Below are 18,670 nucleotides of genomic sequence, written 5' to 3'. Positions count from 1 at the left end.
GGAGATTGCCATGCGCTACGCCAAGCTCACTCAACGCATCGCCGGCGACGGGGCCGCGGCCTGGGACATCCACTACCGCGCCCTGGCGCTGCAGGCCGAGGGCAAGGATATCCTGCTGCTGTCGGTGGGTGACCCGGACTTCGACACCCCCGCGCCGATCGTCGAGGCGGCCATCGACAGCCTGCGTGCGGGCCACACCCATTACGCCGATGTGCGCGGCAAGCTGGCGCTGCGCCAGGCCATCGCCAACCGCCACCGCCAGCGCAGCGGCCAGGCCGTCGATGCCGACCAGGTGACGGTGCTGGCGGGGGCCCAATGTGCGCTGTACTGCGTGGCCCAGTGCGTGCTCGACCCGGGTGACGAGGTGATTGTCGCCGAGCCCATGTACGTGACCTACGAGGCGGTGTTCGGGGCCTGTGGCGCCAAGGTGGTGCCGGTGCCGGTCAAGCCGGAGAACGGCTTTCGCGTGTGCCCGCGTGACGTGGCCGCGCGCATCACCCCGCGCACCCGCGCCCTGGCCCTGAACAGCCCGCACAACCCTTCGGGGGCGAGCCTGCCGCGCGCCACCTGGGAAGCGCTGGCCGAGCTGTGCATCGCCCACGACCTGTGGCTGATTTCCGATGAGGTGTACAGCGAGCTGTTGTACGACGGCGAGCATGTCAGCCCTGGCAGCCTGCCGGGCATGGCCGAGCGCACCGCCACCCTCAACAGCCTGTCGAAGTCGCATGCCATGACCGGTTGGCGGATGGGCTGGGTGGTCGGTTCGACCGAGCTTGCCACCCACCTGGAAAACCTCGCCCTGTGCATGCTGTACGGCTCGCCGGACTTCATCCAGGACGCCGCCGTGGTGGCGCTGGAGCAACAACTCCCGGAACTGGATGTCATGCGCGAAGCCTATCGCCAGCGTCGCGACCTAGTGTGCGAGCAGTTGGCCGACTGCCCGGGCATCAAGGTGCTCAAGCCCGATGGCGGTATGTTCGTGATGGTCGACATCCGCGAGACCGGCCTCAGCGCCCAGGCCTTCGCCGATCGCCTGCTCGACAGCCAGGGTGTGTCGGTGCTCGCCGGCGAAGCCTTCGGCCCCAGCGCTGCCGGGCATATCCGCCTGGGCCTGGTATTGGGTAACGAGGCCTTGGCCGACGCTTGCCGGCGCATCGCCCGCTGCGCCGCCGCACTGATGCAGGGGCAGGCCCATGCGTGAGTATGCGCGGCTGTACATCGACGGCGCCTGGCAGGTACCGAGCGGGCAGGGCATGGCCGAGGTGATCGACCCGGCCACCGAACAGGCCATCGGCCGCGTGCCGCTGGGCGCCGAGGCCGATGTCGAACGGGCGGTGATGGCTGCGCGGCGGGCCTTCGATGGCTGGTCGCGCACACCGTCCAGCGTACGCGCCGGGTACATAACGGCGCTGGCCGCACAGCTGAAGAGCCGCGCCGCGGAAATGGCCTCGCTCATCACCGATGAGCTGGGCATGCCGGTGCAGTGGTGCCAGGCGGTACAGGTCAAGGGCCCGATTGCCGGGCTGGAGCAGTACGCCGAACTGGCCGGGCTGATGGATGAGGTGCGCGAAGTCGGCAACTCGCTGGTGTACCGCGAAGCCGTTGGCGTGTGCGCGTTCATCAACCCGTGGAACTACCCGCTGCACCAGATGATCGGCAAGCTGGCGCCAGCTCTGGCCGCCGGCTGCACGGTGGTGGTCAAGCCCAGCCAGGAAACACCGCTGCATGCGTTCCTGCTGGCCGAGATGATCGAGGCCATCGGCCTGCCGGCCGGGGTGTTCAACCTGGTCAGCGGGCCGGGGGCCAAGGTTGGCGAGGCCCTGGCCCGGCACCCGCAGGTGGACATGGTGTCGTTCACCGGCTCCACCGGCGCCGGGGTGCGCGTGGCCCAGGCGGCCGCGCCGACGGTGAAGCGGGTGTGCCTGGAGCTGGGTGGCAAGTCGCCGCTGCTGATCACCGCCGACGCCGACCTGCACGCGGCGGTGCGCCATGGCGTGCAGGACGTGATGATCAACTCGGGGCAGACCTGCACGGCCCTGACCCGCATGCTGCTGCCGGCCAGCCGCTACGCCGAGGCGCTGGAGATTGCCGAGGCCGAGACCCGTGCGCTGGTCATGGGCGACCCGCGTGACCCGGCCAGCTTCCTCGGGCCGATGTGTTCGGCAGGCCAGCGGCGCACCGTGCTCGACTACATTCGCCTGGGGCAGGAAGAGGGCGCGCGCCTGCTGTGCGGCGGTGATACGCCGGCCGGCTTCGAGCGCGGCTTCTACGTGGCGCCGACGTTGTTCGCCGATGTCGACAACCGCATGCGCATCGCCCAGGAGGAAATCTTCGGCCCGGTGCTGTGCCTGATCCCCTATGCCGACGAGGCCCAGGCGCTGGCCCTGGCCAACGATTCGCCGTTCGGCCTGTCCAGCGCGGTGTGGGCCGGTAGCCGCGAGCACGGCCTGGCCCTGGCGCGGCAGATACGCGCCGGGCAGTGCTTCATCAACGGTGGCGGGTTCAACTACCAGGCACCGTTTGGTGGCTACAAACAGTCGGGCAACGGGCGCGAGTGGGGCGAGGAGGGCCTGGCGGAGTTCGTCGAGGTGAAAGCGGTGCAGTGTTGAGCCACAGCTGGAAGACAACCTGTTTTGTGTGAGGAGAATGTTTGTGAATGTACTGATCGTCCACGCTCACCCCGAGCCGCAATCGTTCACTGCTGCCCTGCGTGACCAGGCCGTGGAAACCTTCCGCGCCCAGGGCCACCAGGTGCAGGTCAGCGACCTGTACGCCATGGGCTGGAACCCGGTGGCCAGTGCCGATGACTTCAGCCAGCGCGAAAACCCCGAGTACTTGGTGTATGCCCTGGAGCAGCGCCAGGGGGTGAAGCGTGGTGCCATTGCCGCGGATATCCAGCAGGAGCTGGACAAGCTGCTGTGGGCCGACTTGCTGGTGCTGAACTTCCCGATCTTCTGGTTCTCGGCGCCGGCCATGCTCAAGGGCTGGATCGACCGGGTGCTGGTGTCGGGGGTGTGCTATGGCGGCAAGCGCTTCTACGACCAGGGCGGGTTGGCGGGCAAGAAAGCGCTGGTGACCGTGACCCTGGGCGGGCGCGAGCACATGTTTGGCGACGGGGCGATTCATGGGCCGCTGGAAGACATGCTGCGGCCGATCTTGCGCGGCACGCTGGCCTACGTGGGGTTCGAGGTACTGCCGCCGTTCGTGGCCTGGCATGTGCCGTACATCAGTGACGAGGCGCGGCAGGCGTTTTTGCAGCAGTACCGGCAGCGCCTGGAGCAGCTCTCGGACGACCAGCCTTTGGTGTTCCCGCGCCTTGAGCAGTTTGATGAGGCGTTGTATCCGCTGGCGTGAGCTTTTGCTCGAACCACTGGGGCCGCGTTGCGGCCCATCGCGACACAAGGCCGCTCCTACAGGATCCGCGCACCCTGTAGGAGCGGCCTTGTGTCGCGAAAGGGCTGCAAAGCAGCCCCAGAATTCTGTCGGCATACGACATTCTGCCAAAAAACGACCACCCACACATTCGGGGTATGTCCCCCTTCGGCAAATCCCTCGATAGTGCCCCCATCGGCTCGATCCCGAGCACTCACACGATGGAGTTGCCATGCGCAAGGTACTGAAGGTGATTGGCGGTCTGCTGCTGGCGTCTGGCGCCAGCCTGGCCCAGGCGGCAGAGGTGGACAGCGGTAACACGTTGCGGTTGTACAACTGGACCGACTACATCGGCGAAACCACCCTGGCCGACTTCGAGAAGGCCACCGGCATCAAGGTCATCTACGACACCTTCGACGGCTACGAAACGGTACAGACAAAACTGCTCACCGGCCGCTCCGGCTACGACCTGGTCATGCTCAACGCTTCCCTGGTCCCCCCGCTGATCAGCGCCGGGGTGTTCCAGGCACTGGACAAGCAGCAACTGCCCAGCTGGCACAACCTCGACCCGCAGGTGGTGAACAACCTGCAAGGCTACGACCCCGGCCTGAAATACTCGGCGCCCTACACCTGGGGCAGCTCGGGGGTAACCTACAACGTCGACAAGATCACCGCGCGCATGCCCGATGCCCCCATCGGCTCGCTGGCCATGCTGTTCGACCCCAGGATCGTCTCGCGCTTCGCCGATTGTGGCGTCACCCTGATGGACGCGCCGACCGAAGTCATCCCGCTGGCCCTGCAGTACCTGGGCAAGGACCCACGCAGCGCATCGCCGGCCGACCTCAAGGCGGCCGAACAACTGCTGCTGGGCATTCGCCCATACATTCGCAAGTTCGACTCGGTCAATTACCTCACCAGCCTGCCCAACGGCGATGTCTGCCTGGCCCTGACCTGGTCCGGCGACTACGCCACCGCCCAGGCCCGCGCGGTGGAAGCGAAGAAGGACATCAAGCTGTCGTTCTTCATCCCCCAGGAAGGCTCGCTGATCTGGTTCGACAACCTGTACATCCCCAAGGATGCGCCGCACGCGGCCAATGCTCACCGCTTCATCGAGTTCCTGCTGCAGCCGCAGACCATGGCCAAGGTCACCGACTACATCCACTACGCCAACAGCAATGCCGCCGCCACCGCGCTGGTGCGCGACGAGATCCGCCAGGACCCGGCCATCTACCCCGACGCGCAAACCCGCGAGCGCCTGTTCGCGCAGAAAACCCAGAGCCCGAAGGACATGCGCGCCATCACCCGGGTCTGGAGCACGGTCAAGACCGGTTTCTGAACACTGCCCAACGATCACTGCCAAGGAGCTGCCCATGGCCACCCCAAGCAAAGCATTCGCCATTGCCCACGACCCGCTGGTGGAAGCCGACAAGGCCCACTACATGCACGGCTACCACGTGTTCGACGAGCACCGCGAGCAAGGCGCGCTGAACATCGTTGCCGGCGAGGGCGCCTACATCCGCGATACCCACGGCAACCGCTTCCTCGATGCCGTCGGCGGCATGTGGTGCACCAACATTGGCCTGGGACGCGAGGAAATGGCCCTGGCCATCGCCGACCAGGTACGCCAGCTGGCCTATTCCAACCCGTTCTCCGACATGGCCAACGATGTGGCCATCGAGCTGTGCCAGAAGCTTGCGCAGCTGGCGCCGGGTGACCTGAACCATGTGTTCCTCACCACCGGCGGCTCGACCGCGGTCGACACTGCCTACCGGCTGATCCAGTACTACCAGAACTGCCGTGGCAAGCCGCACAAGAAGCACATCATCGCCCGCTACAACGCCTACCACGGCTCCACCACGCTGACCATGTCGATCGGCAACAAGGCCGCTGACCGGGTGGCGGAGTTCGATTATCACCACGACCTGATCCACCACGTGTCCAACCCCAACCCGTACCGCGCCCCGCACGACATGGACGAGGCCGAGTTCCTCGACTTCCTGGTGGCCGAGTTCGAGGACAAGATCCTCTCGCTGGGGGCCGACAACGTGGCGGCGTTCTTCGCCGAGCCGATCATGGGCTCGGGCGGGGTGATCATTCCGCCCAAGGGCTACTTCCAGCGCATGTGGCAGCTGTGCCAGACCTACGACATCCTGTTCGTCGCCGACGAAGTGGTGACCTCGTTCGGGCGCCTGGGCACCTTCTTCGCCAGCGAGGAACTGTTCGGTGTAACCCCCGACATCATCACTACCGCCAAGGGCCTGACCTCGGCCTACCTGCCGCTGGGGGCGTGCATCTTCTCCGAGCGCATCTGGCAGGTGATCGCCGAGCCGGGCAAGGGCCGCTGCTTCACCCACGGCTTCACCTACAGCGGCCACCCGGTGTGCTGCACCGCGGCGCTGAAGAACATCGAGATCATCGAGCGCGAGCATTTGCTGGCGCACGTCAAGGACGTTGGCAGCTACCTGGAACAGCGCCTGCAAAGCCTGCGCGAGCTGCCGCTGGTGGGGGATGTGCGCTGCATGAAGCTGATGGCCTGTGTCGAGTTCGTTGCCGACAAGGCCAGCAAGGCGCTATTCGCCGACGAGGTGAACATCGGCGAACGCATCCACAGCAAGGCCCAGGCCAAAGGCCTGCTGGTGCGGCCGATCATGCACCTGAACGTGATGTCGCCGCCGTTGATCGTCACCCATGCGCAGGTGGACGAGATCGTCGAAACCCTGCGCCAGTGCATCATCGAAACCGCGCGCGAACTCACGGCGCTTGGCCTGTACCAGGGCCGATGAACCTGGCGCAAAGGGCTGTGCGCGGGCGTGCCTGGCAGGCTAGACTGCCGGGCATGACCCAGGCCTCTCCCGACACCCCGCTTACCCTTTCACTGGGCGCGCTGCAGCAATGGCATGCGGCGCTGCAGCGCGCACTGGCCCACAGCGAAACGCCCGAGGCGCTGGCGCATGTGGCGGCCGCCATCGGTCAGCTGGTGCAGGTGGAGTCGATGATGATCAGCCTCGAGTGCCAGGGGCGGGCACCGCAACTGCTGTACCAGCAAGGCATCCCCGACCTGCACCGCGCCGCCGTGCTGGAGCGCTACTTCACTGCCGGCTACCTGCTCGACCCGTTCTGCCTGGCCGTGCAGAGCGGCCTGGCCGAGGGCTTTTACCACCTGCAGGAAATCGCCCCGGACAACTTCTTCGACAGCGACTACTACAAGGCCTATTACCTGGGGACCGGCTGCAGTGAAGACAGCTACTACATCGTCGACCTCAGCGCTGGCCGCAAGTTGTCGCTGAGCCTGTTCCAGGGCTGCAGCGGCACGCGGCTGAGTACAGGGCAGATCGACCTGCTGCGTGCGCTGGAACCGATGGTACGCGAGCTGCTGGGGCGCTACGCCCGGCACCAACTGGAGCCCGGCCCCGCATCGGTGGAGCGTGGCAGCCTGCAGGCGGCGTTCGACAGTTTCGGCTGCCAGGTGCTGACCGACCGTGAGCGGGAGGTGGCGCACATGATTCTGCGTGGGCATTCGGTGAAGTCCACCGCGCTGGAGCTGGGCATCTCGCCGGAAACCGTGCGCATGCACCGCAAGAATCTGTACCTGAAGCTGGAGATCAACTCGCAGTCGGAGTTGTTTGCGCGGTTTATCGACTGGCTGCGCGGCGATCACCTGCCGGCCTAGCAGCAAAGGAGCAACTGCCTTACTCAAATCTGAAAGCTGGCGCGGTCCCTGTGGGAGCGGGTTCACCCGCGAAGCAGGCACCGCGGTGGATGGCACGGGCTTCGCCCGTGTTCGCGGGTGAACCCGCTCCCACACGGATCGCGACAGACTTGGGTTTTCGGGTAAGCCTTGTCACGAAGCAGCCAGGCGGGCCTCGAGTGCGGCAATATGCGCCTGCAGCCGTTCATGCTCCTGGCGCTCGGCGCTGATGTCTTCGAACACGCTGATCAGGTGCTCCGGCTCGCCGTTGTCGCGGCGTTGCAGCGAGGTGCGGGCGCGTACCCAGATGTACTCGCCGTTCTTGTGGCGTACGCGTTTTTCCACCTCGTAACGCTCGGTTTCGCCGGCCAGCATGCGCTGCAGCAATTGCAGGTTCTGCGCCAGGTCATCGGCGTGGGTGATCTGCTGGAAGGTCATGCCGTACAGCTCCTCGGCACGGTAGCCCAGCAGCTCGCACAGGCTGTTATTGACCCGTTGCCAGGTGCCGTCGGGGTCGATGTAGGCGAGGGCGCCCCAGGCCAGCTCGAAGATCGTGCGGAAGCGTTCCTCGCTTTGGCTCAAGGCCTGCTGGGCCATCTGGCGCTCGGTGTTGTCCATGCTGATGCCGACCATCTTCACCGATCGCCCGGCGCTGTCGCGTACCACTGTGGCGCGGGAGGAGATCCAGCGTACTTCACCGTCGGGGCGGGTGATGCGGAAGTCGCACTCGCAGCCGCTGCCCTTGGCCACTGCCTCGGCATACATCGCCTGCATGTGCTGCACGTCTTCGCCCGGCAGGTGTTTCCAGAAGTCTTCGTTGTGGTGCACCGGCCAGCCATACACCTGTTCGACATTGGGCGAGTAGGTGACTTCGTCGCTGATCAGGTTCCATTCCCAGGTGACGATGCGTGCGCCTTCCTGGGCCAGCTTCATGCGCGTTTCGCTTTCCATGATCTCGGCAGTCAGGCGCCGGCGCAGGTCGGTCATCGGCAGCTCGACCACCTGTGGTTGCTGGATGTTCTGCAGCGCCTCGTCGCCATAGCGCAGCCAGATCCAGTTGACCTTGAGAAAGTCGGCCAGCTTGCGCAGGTTGTCGTAGTCGATCTCGCCGCCACGGGTCCACTTGTGCACCGCGGTGCGCGAAATGCCCAAGGCCGTGCCCACGGCTTGCAGGGTCAGCTTGTGATGTTCGAGCAGTTCCTTGAGGCGGAAGGCGAAGCTGTTTTCCAACATCGGCAGGGTGTCCTGATCTGGGCCAAGAGCCTGCCAGTATACCCAAGCTGTCAACTTTTGGTTGACGGTACTGAGAGAGTTGCGAATCCCTGTAGGAGCGGCCTTGTGTCGCGATGGGGCGCGCAGCGGCCCCGGCGATCTGTGCCATGGCAGAGATCCTGGGGCCGCTGCGCGCCCCATCGCGACACAAGGCCGCTCCTACAGAGGGCGCGTCAACTGCGGGTAATTACAAGTCGAGTACCAAGCGGGCAGTACGAGCACGCGAGACGCACAGCATGATGCTCTGCTGGGCAGCCTTTTCTTCGTCGCTCAGGTACTGGTCGTAATGCTCGGCTTCACCCTCGAGGATGGCCGTCTCGCAGGTGCCGCACACGCCTTCGCGGCACAGGCACTCGACCTTGGCGGCTTTGGACTTCTCGATGGCCTGCAGGATGGTCATGCCTTCTTCCACCTGCAACTCCACACCCGACTGCGCCAGCACCACGGTAAAGGCACTGCCGGTGACCGGAGTGGCGGCAAACTGTTCCCAATGCACGCGGTGCTCGGCAATGCCGGCCTCGGCGGCGCAGGCGATGACCGCGTCGATCAGTGGTTTGGGGCCGCACACGTACAGGTGCGCCTGCTCGTCCAGCCCCGCGCACAGGGCGGCCAGGTCGAGCTTGCGGTCGAGGCTGTCGATGTAGAAACGGGTGTTGGCGGCATGCGGGCCGTTGGCCAGCTGGTCCTGGAATGCCCCGTGCTCCGGCGCGCGGAAGGCATAGTGCAGTTCGTAGTCGGCACTGGCGCCTTCCAGTTCATGCAGTTGCGCCAGGAACGGGGTAATGCCGATGCCGCCGGCAATCAGCACATGGCGGCCGGCGGTCGGGTCCAGCGCGAACAGGTTGTTGGGCGAGGAAATGGTCAGGCGGGTGCCCACCTCCACCTGCTGGTGCATGAACGCCGAGCCGCCCTTGGACTGCTCCTCCAGGCGCACGCCAATCTGGTAGCTGCGGGTGTCGCGCGGGTCGCTCATCAACGAGTAGGCGTTGCTGAACTGGCTGCCGTCGGTGCCGTGCATCTGCACGATGACGTGGCTGCCACCGGTGAAGGCGGGCATCGCCGCGCCGTCTTCGCGGGCCAGGGTAAAGCGCTTGATCAGCGGCGTGGCTTGTTCCACTGCGGTAACGTGCACGCTGAACATTTCATATGTGTTGGCCATGGTTCACCTCGACTGCCTGGGTGCGCGGCAGGCCCTGCCGCGCACCTTTACGTGCAAAAAACGTGGAGCGGTTGCCATCAATCGTCGAGGTGGGCCACGGCGATCAGGTTGTGGAAGTGGGCAATGCCGTGTTCGCTCATGCCGCTGCGCTCGCGGTCGGCCATGATCCGGCCCTGACCACGGTAGCCACGGGACTTCAGGCCCCTCTGCACGCTTTCGACCAGGCGCAGGTCTTCCGGGCGGAACACTTCGCGGTACCAGTCGATCAGCTTCTGCTGCTCCTCGCTGATGTCCTTGTTGAGGAAGTAGATGTCGTAGTGCTGCAGGGTGGTTTCGGCATCGACCGGGAACTCGTAGATCACGGTCATGAAGTTGGCTCCTGGCGGCACGTTGAACATGGTGCAAGGCCAGGCCCAGAAACCGGCGAACGATGGGTCTTTCACATTCTCGTCGAACTTGAACGACTGCTCCGAAGGCTTGGCCAGGCCGTATTGCAGGGTCCAGTTGCCGTGCAGGCTGTGGCTGTACTGGCCAACGTCCACCGAGTCGGAGAAGCCCGGGTGGGCAGGGGCGCAGTGGTAGCACTCCAGGTAGTTGTCGACGATCGACTTCCAGTTGGCCGGGGTGTCGCTGACGAAGCGCGCGGCCAGGTGCAGGTCGTCGATCACCGCGCAGGCTTCACGCATGCGTGCCTGCATGCCTGGCAACTGGTCTTCTACCGAGCCTGCGTCCATGTCCATGTTGATGAAGATGAAGCCGGCGTATTCCTCTACGCGCAGCTGCACCAGGGTGGAGTTTTCCTTGTCGAAGTTGACCACGTTGTCGCAGTTGCGGGCGTGGGCCAGTTCGCCGTCGAGCTTGAAGGTCCAGGCGTGGTACGGGCAGGTGATGACGTTCTTGGCCTTGCCGCTGCCGCTGAGCAGCTGGTGGCCGCGGTGCGGGCAGACGTTGTAGAACGCGCGCAGCACGCTGTCACGGCCACGTACGACGATGATGCTTTCGCCAATCACTTCGCGGGTGATGTAAGCGTTGTTCTCTGCCACTTCACTACGGTGGCCCACGCAGATCCAGCTGCGAGCGAAGATCGCTTCCTTCTCGTGCTCGAACACCGCGGCCTGGGTGTAGAAATTGGCGGGGATGGTGAAGGCCTCGTCGGCGTTCGCGCAGAAATCGGCGGGCAGGCGTTTGAAGTCGTTCATGACAGGTTTCTCACAAGCTCGGTTTGTATTTATTGGTTAACGCGTATCTGTTGGTTAACAGATCAGGCAAAAAAATTTGCAGCTATCCTGGGGCTGCCTGGCAGCCCCATCGCGAGCAAGCTCGCTTCTACAGCATCGGTCAGTGCACCGCAGCGGCGCTGCGCGGGGCATGCTCGGTTGGCTCTTCGCCAGCCATGCGGGCCGCTTCTTCGTCGATCAGGTGGGCCGATACCTGGCCGTAGTCGGCGATCATCCACTTGAAGAAGCCGTAGATCTTCACCAGCAGGATCACCATGAACGGGATGGCGGTCAGCACCACGGCGGTCTTCATGGTCGACAGCGAGGCCTTGGCGAACAGCATGGCCAGTGGCACCAGGGTCAGTACCACGCACCAGAACAGGCGGTGGGTCGGTGTCGGGTCGTCGCCTTCACGCAGGTTGCGGGTGCTGGTGGCGGCTACCGCATAGGCTGCGGCATCCATGTGCGAGGCACAGAAGATGGCCATGATGAACAGGTACACACCGAGGAACACCTGGCCCCATGGCAACGCCAGCAGCAGGTGGGTCACGGCCGATTCGCCGCCTTGTTCGGCGAGCATCTTCGGTACATCCACCGCACCGGTGATGAACTGGTGCATGCTGTAGCTTTCCAGCGCGCCGAAGAAGAACCAGCAACCGAAGCTGCCACCCAGCAGCAGGGCCAGCACCACTTCCTTGATCTGCCGGCCGCGCGAAACGCGGGTCACGAACATGGCCACGCCTGGTGCGTACGACACCCACCACAGCCAGTAGAACACCGTCCAGTTGCGGGTGAAGGCACCGTCGCCGGCCGGGTCGGTGAACAGGCTCATGTGCACGTAGTTCTGGATCATCAGGCCAATCGAGTTGGCGGTGTTGTTGATGGTGAACTGGGTCGGGCCGACCAGCAGGATCACCGCGGCAAACACCAGCGCGCCGATGCACACCATCTTGCTCAGGCGCTGCAGGCCGCCATCGATGCCGATGTAGGAACTGAGCGAGAACATCACTGCCACGCCACCGATCACCAGCAACTGCACGGTGAAGGTGTCCGGGGTGCCGGCCAGGTCGTGCAGGCCGCGGGTGAGGGTGGAGGCGGTGAGGGCCAGCGACACGGTCAGCGCGCCCATCATGGTCAGCAGGAAGATCAGGTCGACGCTACGGCCTACCGGCCCGGTAGCCTTGAAGCCGGTCACCGCTTCGACGATCGAGGCCAGGTTCAGGCCGCTCTTCTTGCGCACATGGAAGTGGTAGGCCATGGCCAGCGAGGCCAGGGCATAGATCGACCAGGCGCTGATGCCCCAGTGGAAGAACGAGTAGCCAACGCTGTACTCGAGCGCCTTGGGGCTGGCCGCGGCGATGTTCAGGCCTGGGGTCTGGTAGTAGTAGGCCCATTCCATCACGCCCCAGTACAGGGTCGACGAGCCCATGCCGGCGCAGATGAACATGAACACCCAGGTAGCGGTGGCGTATTCAGGCTTGCCGCTGCCCAGGCGGATGTTGCCGTACTTGCTGAAGGCCAGGTACAGCACGGCCAGGGTACTGCCGAACACCAGCACCTGCACGCTGGTACCGAAGGTGCGGGTGGACAGTTCGAACAACTGGTTGGCGGCGCTTTCCGCCTGGGCGGGGAAGGCTGCAAGGCCGATCACGGTGAGCAGCACGGCAATCAGGCTCACGGTAATCAGGAACACATCAATCTTTTTATTCTTGTGCGACATCATCGTCTCCTGGGACGTTGGCGTACTTGTTTTACCCGGCAGGCATCCGGGGTGTTGCAGTACCACTCCTTCCTTGGTCGTTAACCTTTGGTTTACGAATATCTAATGGTTAACAGATTTTGCATACAATCCACGCCGCTCGCAAGAGCCAAAGGGCCGATTGTCAGACACTTCTGACAATCGGCCCTGGTGGATCAGGCCTCGACCAGCGCGGTGATGGCCTGGCCCACTTGCTGGGTGGACTGCTGCCCGCCCATGTCGCGGGTCACGTCACCGGCGGCGATGACCTGCTCGATGGCCTTGAGGATGTCGTCGTGGGCGGCGCGATAGCGCGGGTCGGCGCCGTCGTTGCCGAGGAAGTCGAGCATCAGCGCGCCGGACCAGATCATCGCGATCGGGTTGGCAATGTTCTTGCCGTAGATGTCCGGCGCCGAACCGTGCACCGGTTCGAACAGCGACGGGAACTTGCGCTCGGGGTTGAGGTTGGCCGATGGCGCGATGCCGATGGTGCCGGCGCAGGCCGGGCCGAGGTCGGAGAGGATGTCGCCGAACAGGTTCGAGGCCACCACCACGTCGAAGCGGTCCGGTTGCAGCACGAAGCGCGCGCAGAGGATATCGATGTGCTGCTTGTCCCAGCTGATTTCCGGATAATTGGCAGCCATCGCCGCCGTGCGCTCGTCCCAGTACGGCATGCTCACGGCCATGCCGTTGGACTTGGTGGCCGAGGTGACATGCTTGCGCTGGCGGGTCTGGGCCACATCGAAGGCGTACTTGAGGATACGGTCGACGCCGCGGCGGGTGAACACCGACTCCTGCAGCACGAACTCGTTCTCGGTGCCTTCGAACATGCGCCCGCCCAGCGACGAGTACTCGCCCTCGGTGTTCTCGCGAATGACCACGAAGTCGATGTCACCTGGCTCACGGCCAGCCAGTGGGCAAGGTACGCCGGGGAACAGGCGCACCGGGCGGATGTTCACGTACTGGTCGAAGTCGCGGCGGAACTTGAGCAGTGAACCCCACAGGGAGATGTGGTCCGGTACCTTGTCAGGCCAGCCCACTGCGCCGAAGTACAGGGCGTCGAAACCCTTGAGCTGTTCGAACCAGTCGTCCGGCATCATCTTGCCGTGGGCCAGGTAGTAATCGCAGCTGGCCCATTCGAAGAACTCGAAGCTGATGTCCAGGCCGTGCTTGCGCGCAGCGGCCTCGACCACGCGAATGCCTTCAGGCAGTACTTCGTTGCCGATGCCATCGCCGGGGATTGCCGCGATTCTGAAAGTCTTGCTCATGGGGTGCACTCGTTGTCTAGGGAACAGGTGCTGGCCATGCTATAAGGGCTTGATCCGGAGATAATCTAGCCATTCATGGATTCTTGGAACACGCTACGTGAATAATCTGCCCAGCCTCGACGACCTCAACATCTTCCTGCAAGTGGCCAGGCGCGCCAGCTTCGCGGCCGTGGCCGATGAGCTGGGCATGTCGGCGGCGTACATCAGCAAGCGCATTCGCATGCTCGAGCAAACCCTGGAAGTACGCCTGTTGCACCGCACCACCCGGCGGGTGACGGTGAGCGAGGAGGGTGAGCGGGTGTACCAGTGGGCGCTGCAGATTTTCGATGCGGTGCAGCGCATGGGTGATGACATCAGCGCCCAGCACCGCGAGCCGGCCGGGCAACTGCGCATCGCCAGCAGCCTGGGCCTGGGCCGGCGCTTCGTGGCGCCGGCCTTGTCGGAGCTGGCCGAACGCTACCCGCGGCTGGACATTCGCCTGGACGTGCATGACCGCCTGGTGGACCTGATCGCCGAAGGCGTCGACCTGGATATCCGCGTGGGCAACGCTATCGCCCCCAACCTGATTGCCAAGCCGCTGGCGCGCAACCGCCGGGTGCTGTGCGCCGCGCCGGCGTACCTGGCCCGGCGCGGCACGCCCAAGGTGTTGGGCGACCTGGCCAGCCATGACTGCCTGGTGATCAAGGAGCGCGACCACCCGTTTGGCGTGTGGCAGCTGATGGGCCCGGAGGGTGAGGAGGGGGTGCGGGTGACCGGCAGTTTGTCGAGCAACCATGGCGAAGTGGCTCACCAGTGGTGCCTGGACGGGCGCGGGATATTGCTGCGTTCCTGGTGGGATGTGCACGACAGCCTGCAGGACGGGCGCCTGGTGCAGGTGCTGGAGGACTATCACCAGCCGGCGGATATCTGGGCGGTATACACCACGCCGCTGGCCAGCTCGGCCAAGGTGCGGGTGGCGGTGGACTTCTTCCGGCAGTACTTTGCCGAGCGTTATAGCCTGCCGGGGTAGAGCCTACCTGCAACACCCGCTTTGTGTAGGAGCGGCCTTGTGTCGCGAAAGGGCTGCAAAGCAGCCCCGGCGAAATTAGCGGCGAAGCTGAAAATGTGGGGCCGCTGCGCGCCCCATCGCGACACAAGGCCGCTCCTACAGACATCAAAAGCAGAGACGATTCCTCAGCCCCTCCCTTTGGCCAGATAGGCCGTAAACTCTGCCTCCGGCACCATGCTGCCACCGGTCCCCCACACCAGGTGCGTGGCCCGCTCCATGCGCCCAGCCGACAGGCCCATGCGCGCCAGGTATTCAGGCGATTCAAGCACCTTGACCATGCCCGGCATCCCCGCCAGCGCCGAAGGCTCCAGCCGCGCGTTCTCCTGGTCATGGGCCAGCACCAACAGCCGGTACAGCGCCTCGTCGCTGACCGTGTAATAACCATCGAGCAAACGCTGCATCGCCTTGCCGACAAAGCCGGAAGGTCGGCCCACCGCCAGGCCGTCGGCGGCGGTCAGGTTGTCGATGCCGAAATCCTGCACGCTGGTGGCGTCATGCAAACCGCTATACACCCCCAGGAACATGCAGGGCGAGTGGGTGGGCTCGGCGAAGATGCAGTGCACATGGTCGCCCCAGATCAGCTTCAGGCCGAACGCCACGCCACCCGGACCGCCGCCGACCCCGCAGGGCAGGTAAACGAACAATGGGTGCTCGGCATCTACCTTGATGCCTGCGGCCTCGAACTGGACGGCCAGCCGCTCGGCCGCCACGGCATAGCCGAGGAACAGGTGTGGCGAGTTCTCGTCGTCGACGAAGTAGCAGCTCGGGTCCGCCGCCGCCTGCTGGCGCCCTTGCTCCACCGCCACGCTGTAGTCGCTTTCGTACTCGACCACGCTCACGCCATGGGCGCGCAGTTTGTCCTTCTTCCATTGGCGGGCATCGGCCGACATGTGCACGGTCGCCTGAAAGCCCAGCCTGGCGCTCATGATGCCGATCGACAGGCCGAGGTTGCCGGTCGAGCCGACCGCAACCTTGTACTGGCTGAAGAATTGCCGGGCCTGGTCGCTGGCCAGTTCCCGGTAATCGCTGTCGAGGCGGATCAGGCCGGCCTCCAGAGCGAGGTCTTCGGCATGCTTGAGCACTTCATGAATGCCACCGCGGGCCTTGATCGAACCGGAGATCGGCAGCTCGCTGTCGGCCTTGAGCCAGAGTGAGCCGCTGGCTGGCAGGCCCGCTGCCTGCAGCAAGGTGTCGTGCAGGGTGGGCAGCGGGCGCAGTGGTGACTCGATGATGCCGCCGGTGGCAGCGGTTTCCGGGAACACGCTGGCCAGGTAGGGGGCAAAGCGTGCCAGCCGGGCACTGGCGGCACTGACATCGGCGGCGCTGAGGCCGACATCGGCCAGGGCCTGGGCGGCAGGAGCGATGTGCGGGTTGAACCAACGGGTTTCGCGCAGGGCCACCAGGTCTTCGATCAGGGGGTGGGAGCTGCACCATGCTTGCAGTGTCTTGCCGTGAATCATGCTGGTTTTTCCTGTTGGTTGATGATGACCCGGGGGGCGCATTCTTCTGGCCTGCGCAGGCCCTTGTAGGAGCGGCCTTGTGTCGCGAAGGGCTGCAAAGCAGCCCCGGCAATTCGTGCATCTGCGCTGAAACCCTGGGGCTGCTTTGCAGCCCTTTCGCGACACAAGGCCGCTCCTACAACCGACCGCGTGAGGTCAGGGAGCGCCCTCATTCGGCCTGTTGTGCAATCAATGCCAGGCAGCGCTGCACGATCGGGCTCACATCGCCCTTGCGCCGGCTGAGGATGATCGGGCTGACGGCGCCGCTGTCGAGCAGGCTTACATATTCGATATCGGTGCGGTGCTGCTGCTGCACCGACGCCGGCACCAGGGTCACGCCTACGCCGACGGCCACCAGGCCGATGGCGGTCTGCAGTTCGTTGGCCCACTGGCTGACGCGGATGCTCATGCCGTGGTGGGCGAACAGTGCCAGCACATGGTCGGCATAGCTGGGCCGCGGGTTGGCCGGGTAGAGGATGAACGCCTCGCCAGCCAGCTGGGCAAGGGTCAGCGGGCTGCTCGCCAGCGGGTGGCCCTTGGGCAGTACAGCCACCAGCGGGTCCTCGCACAGCACTTGCTGGTGAATGGCCGGGTCATCGATGCGAATGCGCCCGAAGGCGATGTCGATGCGCCCGCTTTTCAGCGCCTCCACCTGCTGCAGCGTGGTCATCTCGTTCAGGCCCAGCTCCAGCTCGCTGTCCTGGCGCAGCTCGCGGATCAGCTCCGGCAGCACCTTGTACAGGGTCGAGGGGGCAAAGCCGATCCCCAGCCACTGGCGCTGGCCCTGGCCGATGCGGCGGGTGTTGTCGCTGATGTTCTCCAGCTGCTGCAGCACGGTGCAGCTCTGCTCGTAGAAGAAGCGGCCCGCCTCGGTCAGCCGCAGCGGGCGCTCGCGCGCCACCAGCAAGGTACCGAGCTGGTCCTCGAGTTGGCTGATCTGCCGGCTCAGCGGTGGCTGGGCAATGTGCAGCAGCTCGGCGGCGCGAGTGAAGTTCAGGGTTTCGGCCAGGACCTTGAAGTAACGCAGGTGGCGCAGCTCCATCAGACCTCCAGGGTATGGTGGGAGATTCATTCGATATTGGACGGCTATCAGGGTCTCGCGCAATCCTTGAACAAGCAAGTAAATGCACCACTCGGGCCTGCGGCTGGCAGCCCGAAACAACGGGACCTGGCAACAATGACAAGCGCGCTGATTGAACGTATAGAGGCAATTATCGTCGACCTGCCGACCATTCGCCCGCACAAGCTGGCGATGCACACCATGCAGCAGCAGACCCTGGTGGTATTGCGTGTTCGCTGCAGTGATGGCGTGGAAGGCATCGGCGAGGCCACCACCATCGGCGGCCTGGCCTATGGCTACGAAAGCCCCGAGGGCATCAAGGCCAACATCGATGCGCACCTGGCGCCGGCGCTGATCGGCCTGCCGGCAGACAACATCAACGCCGCCATGCTCAAGCTGGACAAGCTGGCCAAGGGCAACACCTTTGCCAAGTCGGGTATCGAGAGCGCCTTGCTCGATGCCCAGGGCAAGCGCCTGGGCCTGCCGGTCAGCGAACTGCTGGGTGGCCGCGTGCGCGACAGCCTGGAAGTGGCCTGGACCCTGGCCAGCGGCGACACCGCCCGCGACATCGCCGAAGCCCTGCACATGCTGGAGATTCGCCGGCATCGGGTGTTCAAGCTGAAGATCGGCGCCAACCCGTTGGCCCAGGACCTCAGGCACGTGGTGGCGATCAAGCGCGAGCTGGGCGACAGTGCCAGCGTGCGGGTCGACGTCAACCAGTACTGGGACGAATCCCAGGCCATCCGTGCCTGCCAGGTGCTTGGCGACAACGGCATCGACTTGATCGAGCAACCGATTTCGCGCATCAACCGCAGCGGCCAGGTGCGCCTGAACCAGCGCAGCCCGGCGCCGATCATGGCCGACGAGTCGATCGAAAGCGTCGAGGACGCCTTCAGCCTGGCCGCCGACGGCGCGGCCAGCATCTTCGCCTTGAAAATAGCCAAGAACGGTGGCCCGCGCGCCGTGCTGCGCACCGCGCAAATCGCCGAGGCTGCCGGCATCGCCCTGTATGGCGGGACCATGCTCGAAGGCTCGATCGGCACCCTGGCTTCGGCTCACGCCTTCCTGACCCTGCGCCAGCTCACCTGGGGCACCGAGCTGTTCGGGCCGCTGCTGCTGACCGAAGAAATCGTCAACGAGCCGCCGCAGTACCGCGACTTCCAGCTGCACATTCCACGTACCCCTGGCCTGGGCCTGACCCTGGACGAACAGCGCCTGGCGCGCTTCGCCCGCCGCTGAGTCACGCTGGCTGAAAGAACACACAACCCCTGTGGGAGCGGCTTTAGCCGCGAAGCAGGCGACGCGGTGGATGGCACGGGCTTCGCCCGTGTTCGCGGGCTCGCCCGCTC

At 64.8% G+C, this 18,670-nt stretch carries 15 protein-coding genes; 8 read left to right on the top strand and 7 right to left on the bottom strand.

Annotated elements, in window-relative coordinates; all coding sequences use genetic code 11:
* Positions 1-10 precede the first annotated feature (10 nt).
* From ACGLHT_RS14425 to ACGLHT_RS14400, 6 genes are all read left to right on the top strand, one after another.
* Entirely contained in the window at positions 11-1,201 is a 1,191-nt protein-coding gene (locus tag ACGLHT_RS14425) for a pyridoxal phosphate-dependent aminotransferase (protein ID WP_075044929.1), read from the top strand.
* Complete coding sequence (locus tag ACGLHT_RS14420; protein WP_274120769.1) at positions 1,194-2,609, top strand: aldehyde dehydrogenase family protein; 1,416 nt, start codon at positions 1,194-1,196, stop codon at positions 2,607-2,609. The genes ACGLHT_RS14425 and ACGLHT_RS14420 overlap by 8 nt, the downstream gene beginning before the upstream one ends.
* 43 nt (positions 2,610-2,652) lie before the next feature.
* Positions 2,653-3,354 carry an NAD(P)H-dependent oxidoreductase gene (locus ACGLHT_RS14415; RefSeq protein WP_025338748.1) on the top strand — a complete coding sequence of 234 codons (702 nt, stop codon included), beginning with the start codon at positions 2,653-2,655 and terminating at the stop codon, positions 3,352-3,354.
* A 250-nt stretch (positions 3,355-3,604) separates the two neighbouring features.
* The gene (locus ACGLHT_RS14410; protein ID WP_137163671.1) at positions 3,605-4,708 is read left to right on the top strand and encodes a polyamine ABC transporter substrate-binding protein; all 1,104 of its coding nucleotides are present in this window, start codon (positions 3,605-3,607) and stop codon (positions 4,706-4,708) included.
* A 34-nt stretch (positions 4,709-4,742) separates the two neighbouring features.
* Positions 4,743-6,155 (top strand): aminotransferase, encoded by a 1,413-nt coding sequence (locus ACGLHT_RS14405; RefSeq protein ID WP_274120771.1) that lies wholly within the window; start codon positions 4,743-4,745, stop codon positions 6,153-6,155.
* 53 nt (positions 6,156-6,208) lie between these two features.
* Entirely contained in the window at positions 6,209-7,042 is an 834-nt protein-coding gene (locus ACGLHT_RS14400; protein WP_274120772.1) for a LuxR C-terminal-related transcriptional regulator, read from the top strand.
* A gap of 171 nt (positions 7,043-7,213) precedes the next feature.
* On the opposite strand, the gene ACGLHT_RS14395 is transcribed toward ACGLHT_RS14400, so the two are convergent.
* From ACGLHT_RS14395 to ACGLHT_RS14375, 5 genes are all read right to left on the bottom strand, one after another.
* Positions 7,214-8,293, bottom strand: coding sequence for a helix-turn-helix transcriptional regulator (locus ACGLHT_RS14395; protein WP_085665118.1), 1,080 nt, complete (start codon positions 8,291-8,293; stop codon positions 7,214-7,216).
* 226 nt (positions 8,294-8,519) lie between these two features.
* Positions 8,520-9,491 carry a PDR/VanB family oxidoreductase gene (locus tag ACGLHT_RS14390; RefSeq protein WP_137163674.1) on the bottom strand — a complete coding sequence of 324 codons (972 nt, stop codon included), beginning with the start codon at positions 9,489-9,491 and terminating at the stop codon, positions 8,520-8,522.
* Between the two features lie 77 nt (positions 9,492-9,568).
* The gene (locus ACGLHT_RS14385) at positions 9,569-10,690 is read right to left on the bottom strand and encodes an aromatic ring-hydroxylating dioxygenase subunit alpha (protein WP_274120773.1); all 1,122 of its coding nucleotides are present in this window, start codon (positions 10,688-10,690) and stop codon (positions 9,569-9,571) included.
* 139 nt (positions 10,691-10,829) lie between these two features.
* Complete coding sequence (locus tag ACGLHT_RS14380) at positions 10,830-12,428, bottom strand: BCCT family transporter (protein ID WP_274120774.1); 1,599 nt, start codon at positions 12,426-12,428, stop codon at positions 10,830-10,832.
* A gap of 194 nt (positions 12,429-12,622) precedes the next feature.
* Positions 12,623-13,714, bottom strand: a complete 1,092-nt coding sequence (locus tag ACGLHT_RS14375) for a tartrate dehydrogenase (RefSeq protein ID WP_025338756.1) — start codon at positions 13,712-13,714, stop codon at positions 12,623-12,625.
* Between the two features lie 97 nt (positions 13,715-13,811).
* On the opposite strand from ACGLHT_RS14375, the gene ACGLHT_RS14370 reads away from it, so the two are divergent.
* Complete coding sequence (locus ACGLHT_RS14370; RefSeq protein WP_137163675.1) at positions 13,812-14,723, top strand: LysR substrate-binding domain-containing protein; 912 nt, start codon at positions 13,812-13,814, stop codon at positions 14,721-14,723.
* 164 nt (positions 14,724-14,887) lie between these two features.
* Here ACGLHT_RS14370 and dsdA read toward each other — a convergent pair whose 3' ends face one another.
* Complete coding sequence (gene dsdA / locus ACGLHT_RS14365) at positions 14,888-16,222, bottom strand: D-serine ammonia-lyase (protein ID WP_274120775.1); 1,335 nt, start codon at positions 16,220-16,222, stop codon at positions 14,888-14,890.
* A gap of 208 nt (positions 16,223-16,430) precedes the next feature.
* Positions 16,431-17,303, bottom strand: coding sequence for an HTH-type transcriptional regulator CatR (gene catR, locus ACGLHT_RS14360; RefSeq protein ID WP_085615336.1), 873 nt, complete (start codon positions 17,301-17,303; stop codon positions 16,431-16,433).
* Positions 17,304-17,438: 135 nt separating this feature from the next.
* Here catR and ACGLHT_RS14355 point away from each other — a divergent pair, with 135 nt between their 5' ends.
* The gene (locus tag ACGLHT_RS14355; protein ID WP_075044940.1) at positions 17,439-18,560 is read left to right on the top strand and encodes a muconate cycloisomerase family protein; all 1,122 of its coding nucleotides are present in this window, start codon (positions 17,439-17,441) and stop codon (positions 18,558-18,560) included.
* The last annotated feature ends 110 nt before the right edge of the window (positions 18,561-18,670 follow it).

The organism is Pseudomonas sp. PsB (assembly GCF_043658375.1).
Taxonomy (GTDB): domain Bacteria; phylum Pseudomonadota; class Gammaproteobacteria; order Pseudomonadales; family Pseudomonadaceae; genus Aquipseudomonas; species Aquipseudomonas putida_Z.
The sequence above is the reverse complement of the archived record's forward strand: the minus strand, read 5'-3'. Positions and strand labels throughout refer to the sequence as shown.

Excerpts from the sequence above, each read along its gene's own strand:
- ACGLHT_RS14425 (WP_075044929.1), top strand. The coding sequence starts at position 11 with ATGCGCTACGCCAAGCTCACTCAACGCATCGCCGGCGACGGGGCCGCG.
- ACGLHT_RS14420 (WP_274120769.1), top strand. The coding sequence starts at position 1,194 with ATGCGTGAGTATGCGCGGCTGTACATCGACGGCGCCTGGCAGGTACCG.
- ACGLHT_RS14410 (WP_137163671.1), top strand. The coding sequence starts at position 3,605 with ATGCGCAAGGTACTGAAGGTGATTGGCGGTCTGCTGCTGGCGTCTGGC.
- ACGLHT_RS14405 (WP_274120771.1), top strand. The coding sequence starts at position 4,743 with ATGGCCACCCCAAGCAAAGCATTCGCCATTGCCCACGACCCGCTGGTG.
- ACGLHT_RS14400 (WP_274120772.1), top strand. The coding sequence starts at position 6,209 with ATGACCCAGGCCTCTCCCGACACCCCGCTTACCCTTTCACTGGGCGCG.
- ACGLHT_RS14395 (WP_085665118.1), bottom strand. The coding sequence starts at position 8,293 with ATGTTGGAAAACAGCTTCGCCTTCCGCCTCAAGGAACTGCTCGAACAT.
- ACGLHT_RS14390 (WP_137163674.1), bottom strand. The coding sequence starts at position 9,491 with ATGGCCAACACATATGAAATGTTCAGCGTGCACGTTACCGCAGTGGAA.
- ACGLHT_RS14385 (WP_274120773.1), bottom strand. The coding sequence starts at position 10,690 with ATGAACGACTTCAAACGCCTGCCCGCCGATTTCTGCGCGAACGCCGAC.
- ACGLHT_RS14380 (WP_274120774.1), bottom strand. The coding sequence starts at position 12,428 with ATGTCGCACAAGAATAAAAAGATTGATGTGTTCCTGATTACCGTGAGC.
- ACGLHT_RS14375 (WP_025338756.1), bottom strand. The coding sequence starts at position 13,714 with ATGAGCAAGACTTTCAGAATCGCGGCAATCCCCGGCGATGGCATCGGC.
- dsdA (WP_274120775.1), bottom strand. The coding sequence starts at position 16,222 with ATGATTCACGGCAAGACACTGCAAGCATGGTGCAGCTCCCACCCCCTG.
- catR (WP_085615336.1), bottom strand. The coding sequence starts at position 17,303 with ATGGAGCTGCGCCACCTGCGTTACTTCAAGGTCCTGGCCGAAACCCTG.
- ACGLHT_RS14355 (WP_075044940.1), top strand. The coding sequence starts at position 17,439 with ATGACAAGCGCGCTGATTGAACGTATAGAGGCAATTATCGTCGACCTG.